The sequence below is a fragment of the Pseudomonas sp. N40(2020) genome, from assembly GCF_014472415.1.
Classification (GTDB): domain Bacteria; phylum Pseudomonadota; class Gammaproteobacteria; order Pseudomonadales; family Pseudomonadaceae; genus Aquipseudomonas.
This window is the reverse complement of the sequence record NZ_JACSZV010000060.1, coordinates 18,954-28,733: the sequence shown is the minus strand read 5'-3', so window position 1 is coordinate 28,733 and position 9,780 is coordinate 18,954. Positions and strand designations below refer to the sequence as shown.

The window sequence follows — 9,780 nt, the reverse complement described above, 5'->3', positions numbered from 1 at the left end:
CTGCCGCAGGCTGCGATCTTTTGATCTTGATCCTGAAAAACAAGATCTAAAGATCGCAGCCTGCGGCAGCTCCTACAGAGTTCGCGGAGTTTTCTTATGCAACGCATCGACCATGTTCTGCCCTGGAGCCACCTGGGCAGCGAGCGCTCCCTCAGCGTGTTCCGTTACGGCGCCGGCACCCGCAAGGTGTACATCCAGGCCAGCCTGCACGCCGATGAACTGCCGGGCATGCGCACCGCCTGGGAACTCAAACAACGCCTGAACGCACTCGAAGCACAAGGTCGTTTGCAAGGCGTGATCGAGCTGGTGCCGGTGGCCAACCCGATTGGCCTGGACCAGCATCTGCAAAGCGCTCACATGGGCCGCTTCGAACTGGGCAGCGGCAAGAATTTCAACCGTGGGTTTGTCGAACTCAGCGCGCCGGTGGCGGCGTTGATCGGTGATCAATTGGGCGCCGATGCCGACGCTAACATCGCGCTGATCCGTCAGACCATGGGCCGGGTCTTCGATGATCTGCCAGCACCGGCCTCGCAACTGGAAGCGCTGCATCGCTTGCTCCTGCGCCATGCTTGCGACGCCGACATTACCCTCGACCTGCATTGCGATTTCGAGGCGTCGATTCATCTTTACGCGCTGCCGCAACACTGGCCGCAGTGGCAATCGCTGGCGGCGCGGATCAAGGCGGGCGTGGCGTTGCTGTGTGAAGATTCCGGCGGCAGTTCGTTTGACGAGTCTTGCTCGACACCGTGGCTGCGTCTGGCGCGCGCCTTCCCGGACGCGGCGATCCCGGCGGCCAACCTCGCGACCACTTTGGAGCTGGGCAGCATGGGCGACACCCGGGTTGATCAGGCCCAAGCCAATTGCGAGGCGATTCTCGGGTTTCTGGCGGAGCAGGGTTTCATCAGCGGTGAATGGCCGGCGGCGCCGAGTGAGTGCTGTGAAGGCATGCCGTTCGCCGGCACCGAATACCTGTTTGCCCCGCACCATGGCGTGGTGAGTTTCCTGCGCAATGCGGGCGAGTGGGTCGAGAAGGGCGATGCGATTTTTGAGGTGGTTGATCCGTTGAAGGATCAGTTGACCACCGTGCGTGCCGGAACCAGCGGGGTGTTGTTTGCGCTGGATCGCGGGCGTTATACCGAGCCGGGGATCTGGCAGGCGAAAGTGGCAGGGCAGGTGCCGTTTCGCACGGGCAAGCTGACTAACGACTGACGGTTCTTCATTGGGTTTTCTGGCCTTATCGCGAGCAGGCTCACTCCTACAATGGATCGGGTTTACAAATCCTCTGTAGGAGCGAGCCTGCTCGCGATGGCGGCATCAGCCGCCCACCGGATTTGGATCCTGGCTGCAGGATGTTAGGCTGCCCCCGAACCCGACACCCTGTGAAGGAAGACTTATGTTGAAGGTGTTTGCTCTGTTGACCCTCCTGGCGTCCACCGCCGTCCATGCTCAAACCACTCTGCAATCCGATCTTCCACTCAAGTACATCGAACAGGTTCACCCGGATGCCGATCCGCGTCCGCTGGTGATTTTCCTGCACGGCTACGGCAGTAACGAAGCCGATCTGATCGGCATGAAATTTCAGCTCCCGGCGCAGTACAACTACCTGTCGGTGCAGGCGCCGCTGGCGTTGGGCGAAGGGCGTTTCCAGTGGTTTCGCAAGAAAGGCGAAGGCGCCTACAACGGTGAGACCGATGATCTGAAGGCCAGCGGCCAGAAGCTCCGGGATTTTGTCGCGCAAGCGGCGAAGAAATATCACGCGGCCCCGGACAAGGTGTACCTGATCGGTTTCAGCCAGGGCGCGATGATGACCTACGAGGTAGGCCTGCGACCACCGGTGGCGGTGGGAGGCATTGCGGCGTTGAGCGGGCGTTTATTGCCGGTGTTGAAAAGCGAGCTTAAGACCGAGCAACAACCGTTGCCACTGAACATCTTTATCGGTCACGGCACCGCCGATGATCGCGTGCCGTATCGCGACGGCACCGAGGCCAATGCGTTGCTACAGAAACTGGCTTACAAACCGCAATTTCACGCGTATCCCGGCATCGGCCACAGCATCACTGCGGCCGAATTGCGCGACTTGAACGCCTGGCTAGAGCAACTCAACCCTTGAAGATCATTTTTCCTTGAGGATGGCTTTCACCAGCGCATCGTGACCGGCCTTGTCGCTGACCCGGGAGATCACCTGGACCAGCGCCATGCGCGTTCCCGAACCGGCCATCAAGGTCGTGTTGAGGGTCTGGCCGCCGCCCTGCGTGGCAGTGCTGTCGACCTGGCGCAGGCCAAGGCCGGTGCCTTTTTGGGTCAGGCTTTTTTCGCTGAGTTTGTTGAAGTCCGGCAATGCTTTGCGCTGCGCCTCGATGAAGTCAGAGACGCTGCCGTCGAGAAACTCGCTGTCGTTGTCCTTGACGTTGTTGCCTTCGGGAATCTGGTTTTCGGCGGCGATGACCACGGTTTTAGTGGTCTGGTTGGTGTACATCGTGCCGGTGGCACCGGTCGGGCTGGCCGGCAGCGGATCGGCGACGAAGCCTTTGGGCAGCACAAAGGTGAACTTGCCGCCCAGCATCGAGACCTTCTCGGTGGCCGCTTTTTCCTTGGCCTTGGCCGCCTGAGCGTTGATGGCGCCGAGGCCGGCCACGGCCGCCAGTAACAGGACGACGGCTTTCTTGCTCAACAATGTCATTCGAATCTCCGGGGAATGGTCGGGGCAGGCGGGCGATCATCCCATGCAGAGCCGTGGCACTCCAGCGCGGCTCGTCCGGGTTACTGCGCTTGTTGCTGTTTCACTGCCGGGCGCGCCAGCAACTGTCGGGTCACGCCGAGCATGGCCACCGACACGGCGACGCCCATGGCAAATCCGCTGAGGCCCAGACTCGGCAAGGTCAGCGCCAACACCAGGCAAAACGCCGAAAACGAATACATTCCGGTCGCCGTCGCCCGCAACAACGCGGCAGTGAACTCAGGGCCGCGGGTCTGCTGGGAAAACACCGCCATCACACTGCCGAGCACCGGGAACACCGCCAGCAGGCCGCTCCAGCGTTCGCCGACAGTGCTGGCCAACATGGTCACCACCAGCGTCAACGCAGCGCCGGCGATCATCCGCCAGATCAGTTTGTCCGACTTCGGCGCCGGGCCGTTCAGCACTGGTTGCACCTTGGGAAACAAGTAGGGTGCCGCCAGCAAAGCAACGGCTGCCGCCGCCACCGAGAACGGCAGCGATGCCGGAATCAACGACAGCACCAGCGCCAACACTGCCCATACTGCCAGGGAAAGGCTCAGCGCCCACGGCCAGTTCGCCCGTTGCGCGACCTGCGCGTAAGTGATGCAGAACGCAATCATCGCGAACATTGCCGACAATGCGGCCACCGCCGATTGCGCAGCAAATTGTGGCCCTTGTTCGATGGCGAGGAAAAACAGAATCGGCCCGACGACCACAGGCAACCCCGACAACCACCCGGCCACGCTCGGCCCCCAACGCTTGCCGGCCAGTGAGATCAGCAGCAGAAAACCGGGAATCAGCAGCAGTTTGAGGATCAGCACGCAAGTGTCTCCGTCGGGTGATAGGCGGCAACGGTAGCATTGCCATGAAAGTTTTGCTGCGTATATGAGTGATTTTTGTATACAAAGTATCGAAGTCATACAGGCTATGCTTTGCCTGTCAGGGTTTACCGGAGTCAATGGCGTGATGAACAGAAAAAAGAGTGTCTTGCGTGGGTGCTGCGCCATCGGTTTTTGGGCCTTGCTGGTTGCGCCAGCGTGGGCCAACTGGCAGGCCGAAGTGCCCGGCGCCAGGATCATCGGCAGCGGCGATTTCAGTGTGTTTGGTTTCGATGTTTATAACGCCAGGTTGTGGAGTACGGCGCAGCCTCTGGCGGATGGGCAGCCTTTCGCGCTGGAGTTGATCTATCGCCGACAGATTTCTCGCGACGATCTGGTCGAAGCCAGCGTTGATGAAATCAAACGTCTGAATGGAGCCTCCGTCACCCCGGCACAACTGGCCGGCTGGCAGACGCAGATGCAGCAGGCGTTCGTCGATGTCCAGGCGGGCACCCGCATTACCGGGGTGTATTTACCGGGGCAGGGCGCACGTTTTTTTGTTGGCCAGCAGTTGCAGCATGAGATCGCCGACCCGCAGTTCGCCCGGGCGTTTTTTGATATCTGGTTGAATCCACGTACGCGCAATCCTGAACTGCGCCAGCAGTTGCTGGGTGTGACAGGGTCTTGAACTTTCATCAAAGGGGCTGAAACGTCTAAGCTGCGTCTTTCGACTTGTTTCTGGATGTGTGCGTGAAATTCAGTTTGCCCAAAATCGCCACCGCGCCGTTTTGCCCGCCGGAAGTGGCAGGCAGTGTTGCGGTAGATCCCAATGCCGCGTTTTTCAAGCGCGTGCTGCGTTTTGCCGGCCCCGGTTTGCTGGTGTCGATCGGCTATATGGATCCGGGCAACTGGGCGACGGCCATCGAGGCCGGCTCGCGTTTTGGGTACAGCCTGCTGTTTGTGGTGTTGCTGGCGAGTCTGGCGGGCATGGTTGTGCAGTGTCTGTGCTCACGGCTGGGCATTGCCACCGGGCGCGATCTGGCGCAATTGTCCCGCGAACGCTACAGCACTCCAACCGCGCGGCTGCAATGGGTGTTGGCGGAGATCTCGATCATCGCCACCGATCTTGCCGAAGTCCTCGGTTGCGCGCTGGCGTTCCACTTGTTGCTTGGCTGTTCGCTGACCTTCGGCATTGCCCTCACGGCGTTCGACACATTGTTGGTGCTGGCGCTGCAGAACCGAGGGTTCCGTCGACTGGAAGCAATCATGCTGGTGCTGGTCGCCACCATTGGCGTGTGCTTTTTTGTTGAACTGGTGTTGATCAAACCGTACTGGCCGGACGTCGCCCAAGGCTTCAAACCCTCCCTGTCAGCCATCAGCGATGCCGCGCCGTTGTACCTGGCAATCGGCATTCTCGGGGCCACGGTGATGCCGCATAACCTCTACCTGCACACGTCCATCGTGCAAACGCGGATGATCGGCAAGGATCTGGCGAGTAAACAGGACGCGGTGAAGCTGGCGCGCATCGACACCATCGGCTCGCTGGCGCTGGCGCTGTTGGTCAACGCGGCGATCCTGATCCTCGCGGCGGCTGCGTTTCACCAGTCCGGGCATACCGACGTGGTGGAGATTCAGGACGCTTACCACTTGCTTGATCCGCTGGTCGGTGGCGCGCTGGCCAGCGTGCTGTTCGGCGTGGCGTTGCTCGCGTCAGGGCAGAGTTCGACCTTTACCGGCACCATCGCCGGTCAGGTGATCATGGAGGGCTATCTGAATCTGCGCATTCCCTGCTGGCAACGGCGCCTGATCACTCGTGGGCTGGCGTTGATTCCGGCGTTTATCGGCGTGTGGCTGATGGGCGATAACGCTGTGGGCAAGCTGCTGGTGATGAGTCAGGTGGTGTTGAGTTTGCAACTGCCGTTTGCCCTGTATCCGCTGATCCGCATGACCAACGACAAGCAACTGATGGGGCCGTTCGTGAACCGCTGGCCGACCCGGGTGCTGGCCTGGGGGTTGTTTGTGCTGATCAGCGGCGCCAATAGCTGGTTGATTTTGCAGTTGGCGGTTTAACCGATAATTTTTGGGACCGGTCAGGCCCCCACAAAACTGAACAGTGGAATACGCCCATTGAGCGAAGGCCGGTAACACCAGTTCAGGCGATCAAGCTCAATGCCATGATCGAGCATTTTCCTCACCGTCGCGCTGGCAATACTCATTGCCAGCGCTTGCCCCGGACACTGATGCCGACCGCTGCCAAAACTGAAACTGCGGCGGTTCGGACGATCCAGCAGAAAGTGGTCGGGATTGTCATTCAGGGCCGGATCGCGGTTGGCCGAGGCCAGCAACAGCACAATCACAGCGCCGGCCTCGACGCGCACACCGTCTATTTCGCAGGATGCGGCGACAAAGCGTCGGGTGTTCTGCACCGACGGGTCGAAGCGCTGGACTTCGTTCAGCAGGGGTTCCATCGACGCGCCACTTAGCTCGGGGCGGTGTTGCAGCATCACCAACGCGTTGCCGATCAAGCCTGCGGTGGCTTCAAAGGTCTGCGAGCAGAGGCCGATCAGATTGGCGATCAAGGTCTCGTCATCTCCATCAAAACGCTGCCTGATACCCGCGAGCAAAGCGCTGCTCACGTCAGCATCGGCCAACAACTCGATGAACTGACCGCGCAAATGTTGCGCTGCGACGTGGGCTGCGGCCAATTGCAGGTCGTTGCTCAACGGCGACAGGCACGCCGCGAAATCAGCGGTCAGCTCGCTGATGGCCCGACTCTGTGCCGGACTGAATCCGAGCAACGCGGCGACCACGCATACCGGGCCGCGGAACATGGCTTTGTATAAGCCGTCCGCATCCGTAGTGATCAGTCGTGCATTCACGTGCTCACGGACTTCGTCCTGATCGATCAACGTCAGTGACGGCTCAATGGCGGAGCGCGGGCAGCGCTGGCGTTCGCCGTCGTTCATCCGCATCAACTGGCCGAAGACATTGCCGGCCATGCCTTGGGCAATCGCATTGGGCACCGGCTCGTGGACTGGACGCACTCGGCAGTCGGCATGCGCCAGTACCGCACAAACCGCGCGGGCGCTGCTGGCTACCCACATTTTCAGTTTGGGGTGAAACGTCAGCCCACCTTCAGCGCGAAGTTTTTCGTAATAGGGGTAGGGATTGGCGTGAGTCGCAGCGATGATCGGGTCCATGGTTCGCAGCCTTGTCGATGGGGAAAGTGTTGCTACTATCTCCAGTCCGTAGCGGCGACGATTCGTCCGGGAGCGAAATATGCACGCAGAACATCAAGATATCGGCGTCTCGCAAGTGGCGGCAGCCATCGCCGAGCCGGCGCGGACCAAAATCCTCTGTTCGCTGATGGACGGCCACGCCCGCACCAGCACCGAGCTGGCAGCCGTGGCCGAAGTCAGCGCTTCCACCGCCAGCGCGCATCTGGCCAAACTCAAGGATCTGGCGCTGGTGCGTTTGCACGTTCAGGGCCGCCATCGTTATTACAGCCTGGCCGACAAGCGTGTGGCTCAAGCGCTGGAAGCCTTGATGGTGATCGGCCAGAGCGCAGAGCCGACGTTCAAGCCGCAGACACCGGATCGCCTGCAATTCGCCCGCACCTGCTACGACCATATGGCCGGGACACTGGCGGTGTTGCTGCATGACCGCTTGATCGACGCGGGCTGGTTGTTGGAGACCGACGAGCAGGCGTATCGCCTGAGTGACAGTGGTGAGGCCTTGTTTGCCGGGCTGGGTATCGAGGTGCAGGACTTGAGCACTTTGCGCCGCAAGTTCGCCTGCCCGTGTCTGGACTGGAGCATGCGCCGGCCACATCTGGGGGGGTCGCTGGGCGCGGCATTGCTGCAAACGGCGTTGAAGCGTAAGTGGGTGACGCAGGATCTGGACAGTCGGGCGTTGGCGCTGACGGCGGTGGGGCGCAAAGAAATCGGCGTTCGGTTTGGTGTCGAGTTGCCCGGTGAGGTGAAGATCAAAGGATCGCAGCCTGCGGCCACTCCTACAGGAGTGGGGTATAACCGAACCGTGTAGAAGCTGCCGCAGGCTGCGATCTTTTGATCTGGCTTTGCACCTTGTGTCGATTCGATAGACTCGCTACTGTATATGCAACCAGTACAGAGTCCGCGCCATGCAAATCATCGACAAGCTCAGCATTCTCGCCGACGCCGCCAAGTACGACGCCTCCTGCGCGAGCAGCGGTGCGCCCAAGCGAAGCTCCGAGGGCAAGAGCGGTCTTGGCTCGACCGATGGCATGGGCATTTGCCACAGCTACACGCCGGACGGGCGTTGCGTTTCGCTGTTGAAGATTCTGCTGACCAATTTCTGCCTTTACGATTGCCAGTACTGTGTCAATCGTCGCTCCAGTGATGTGCCGCGCGCGCGTTTCACGCCCGAGGAAGTCGTGGCGCTGACCATGGACTTCTACCGACGCAACTGTGTCAGCGGCCTGTTTCTCAGCTCCGGGATCATCCGCTCGGCGGACTACACCATGGAGCAACTGGTACGGGTCGCCAAGCTGTTGCGCGAAGAGCACGAGTTTCGCGGTTACATTCACCTCAAGACCATCCCCGAAGCCGATCCTGCGTTGATCGAGCAGGCCGGGCGTTACGCCGATCGCCTGAGCGTCAACATCGAGCTGCCCACCGATGCCAGCCTGCAAACCCTGGCCCCGGAGAAACAGATCGGCTCGATCAAGCAGGCCATGCAGACCATCTACACCGGCGAGCAGACCGTGCTCAACGAGCCACGCGCGCCGAAGTTCGCGCCGGCCGGGCAGAGCACTCAGATGATCGTCGGCGCCGATGATACCGACGACAGCACAATCCTCCATGGCGCCCAAGCCTTGTACGGCAACTTCCGCCTGCGCCGGGTTTACTATTCGGCGTTCAGCCCGATCCCCGACAGCCCGAAAAGCGTGCCGCTGGCCGCACCGCCGCTGATGCGCGAGCACCGCTTGTATCAGGCCGATTTTCTCTTGCGCAGTTACGGCTACAGCGCCGATGAGCTGCTCAAGGGGCCGGGCAATCTGGCGTTGGATATCGATCCGAAACTGGCATGGGCACTGCAGAATCGCGAGGTGTTCCCGCTGGATCTGAACCGCGCCGAGCCCGCACTGATCGCACGCATCCCCGGCATTGGCCTGCGTACCACCGAACGTCTGGTGGAACTGCGTCGACAGCGGCGGATCCGCTACGAAGACGTGGCGCGTATGCGCTGTGTGCTGGCCAAGGCCAAGCCGTTCATCATCACCTGCGACTATCACCCGCAGCAGGCTGAGGTCACCAGTCATATGCTTTATCAGCAATTGCGCGACCGGCCGCAGCCGCAGCAGATGGGGTTGTGGGGATGATCAATCTTGATTGCGACGACCTGTTCGATACCTGGCGCCAACAGGCACGCTGGCTACTCAGTCATGAGGTCGATCCGAGTCTGGTGAGTTGGGCTTCGGAGGGCGTCAGCGACTTGTTTGCCAGCGATCATGAAGTGCCCGAGGGGCACGGCCCGTTTCAGGCCCGCATTCCGCGTGCGTTACTCGACACCCTGGAGCAAGCCGCGCGCTATCGAGGCGATCAACGCTGGAGCCTGCTGTATGAAGTGCTGTGGCGAGTCAGTCACGGCGACCGCACGGCAATGATGGCCGGCGACAAACTGGGCAGCGAATTGCAGCGGCGAATCAAACAAGTCAGCCGCGAAGCCCATCATCTGCATGCATTTGTGCGTTTCATCGAACGCCCTAAAGATTCGCCAGGCCCACAATATGTGGCATGGCACGAACCCGCCCACGACATCCTGCACAGCGCCAGCGAGCATTTCGTCGCCCGCATGGGCCGTCACCGCTGGCTGATCGCCACACCGCGCGATGGGGTTTATTACGACGGCGAACAACTGATCCATGAGCGCCAATGCCCCGTTGAATGGCAGCAAATGGCGCAGAACGTCGATGACCCGCATGGTGATCTGTGGTTGACCTATTACAGCCACATCTTCAACCCGGCGCGGTTGAATCCGAAAGTGATGCAAGGGCATTTGCCGGTGCGATTCTGGAAGAACTTGCCGGAGGGGGAGTTGATCCCCGGGTTGATTACTCAGGCGCGGATGGGCAAACAGCAGAACGGGCAGGCGAGCGGGATCGCCGGGCGCACCGGTAAACGCATTGCCCTGAAGGACAGCGAACGGAGCGGACAATAAAAAGCCCCCATCGATTACTCGATGGGGGCTTTTGTGCGTCTGGCC

At 60.7% G+C, this 9,780-nt stretch carries 10 protein-coding genes; 7 read left to right on the top strand and 3 right to left on the bottom strand.

What is annotated here, in order from left to right:
* Positions 1-96 precede the first annotated feature (96 nt).
* Positions 97-1,209 carry a succinylglutamate desuccinylase/aspartoacylase family protein gene (locus IAI51_RS26200; protein WP_187681114.1) on the top strand — a complete coding sequence of 371 codons (1,113 nt, stop codon included), beginning with the start codon at positions 97-99 and terminating at the stop codon, positions 1,207-1,209.
* 184 nt (positions 1,210-1,393) lie between these two features.
* Positions 1,394-2,110 carry an alpha/beta hydrolase gene (locus IAI51_RS26195; protein WP_187681113.1) on the top strand — a complete coding sequence of 239 codons (717 nt, stop codon included), beginning with the start codon at positions 1,394-1,396 and terminating at the stop codon, positions 2,108-2,110.
* Between the two features lie 3 nt (positions 2,111-2,113).
* Here the strand turns inward: IAI51_RS26195 and IAI51_RS26190 are convergent, their stop codons facing one another.
* Complete coding sequence (locus IAI51_RS26190; RefSeq protein WP_187681112.1) at positions 2,114-2,680, bottom strand: hypothetical protein; 567 nt, start codon at positions 2,678-2,680, stop codon at positions 2,114-2,116.
* An 80-nt stretch (positions 2,681-2,760) separates the two neighbouring features.
* The gene (locus IAI51_RS26185) at positions 2,761-3,537 is read right to left on the bottom strand and encodes a hypothetical protein (RefSeq protein ID WP_187681111.1); all 777 of its coding nucleotides are present in this window, start codon (positions 3,535-3,537) and stop codon (positions 2,761-2,763) included.
* 145 nt (positions 3,538-3,682) lie between these two features.
* Between IAI51_RS26185 and IAI51_RS26180 the strand changes: the two genes are divergently transcribed.
* Together IAI51_RS26180 and IAI51_RS26175 are read left to right on the top strand one after the other, a co-directional pair.
* Positions 3,683-4,222 (top strand): chalcone isomerase family protein, encoded by a 540-nt coding sequence (locus tag IAI51_RS26180; RefSeq protein ID WP_187681110.1) that lies wholly within the window; start codon positions 3,683-3,685, stop codon positions 4,220-4,222.
* Positions 4,223-4,335: 113 nt separating this feature from the next.
* Positions 4,336-5,604, top strand: coding sequence for an Nramp family divalent metal transporter (locus tag IAI51_RS26175; RefSeq protein ID WP_410458021.1), 1,269 nt, complete (start codon positions 4,336-4,338; stop codon positions 5,602-5,604).
* Positions 5,605-5,624: 20 nt separating this feature from the next.
* Here IAI51_RS26175 and IAI51_RS26170 read toward each other — a convergent pair whose 3' ends face one another.
* Positions 5,625-6,734: a cytochrome P450 gene (locus IAI51_RS26170; protein WP_187681108.1), complete on the bottom strand. Its 1,110-nt coding sequence runs from the start codon at positions 6,732-6,734 to the stop codon at positions 5,625-5,627.
* A 79-nt stretch (positions 6,735-6,813) separates the two neighbouring features.
* Between IAI51_RS26170 and IAI51_RS26165 the strand changes: the two genes are divergently transcribed.
* The 3 genes from IAI51_RS26165 (at position 6,814) to IAI51_RS26155 (ending at position 9,735) form a co-directional block, all read left to right on the top strand.
* The gene (locus IAI51_RS26165) at positions 6,814-7,578 is read left to right on the top strand and encodes an ArsR/SmtB family transcription factor (RefSeq protein WP_187681107.1); all 765 of its coding nucleotides are present in this window, start codon (positions 6,814-6,816) and stop codon (positions 7,576-7,578) included.
* Between the two features lie 97 nt (positions 7,579-7,675).
* On the top strand, positions 7,676-8,896 hold the full coding sequence (locus tag IAI51_RS26160) for a putative DNA modification/repair radical SAM protein (protein WP_187681106.1): 1,221 nt from the start codon (positions 7,676-7,678) through the stop codon (positions 8,894-8,896).
* Positions 8,893-9,735 (top strand): TIGR03915 family putative DNA repair protein, encoded by an 843-nt coding sequence (locus IAI51_RS26155; RefSeq protein ID WP_187681105.1) that lies wholly within the window; start codon positions 8,893-8,895, stop codon positions 9,733-9,735. The genes IAI51_RS26160 and IAI51_RS26155 overlap by 4 nt, the downstream gene beginning before the upstream one ends.
* The last annotated feature ends 45 nt before the right edge of the window (positions 9,736-9,780 follow it).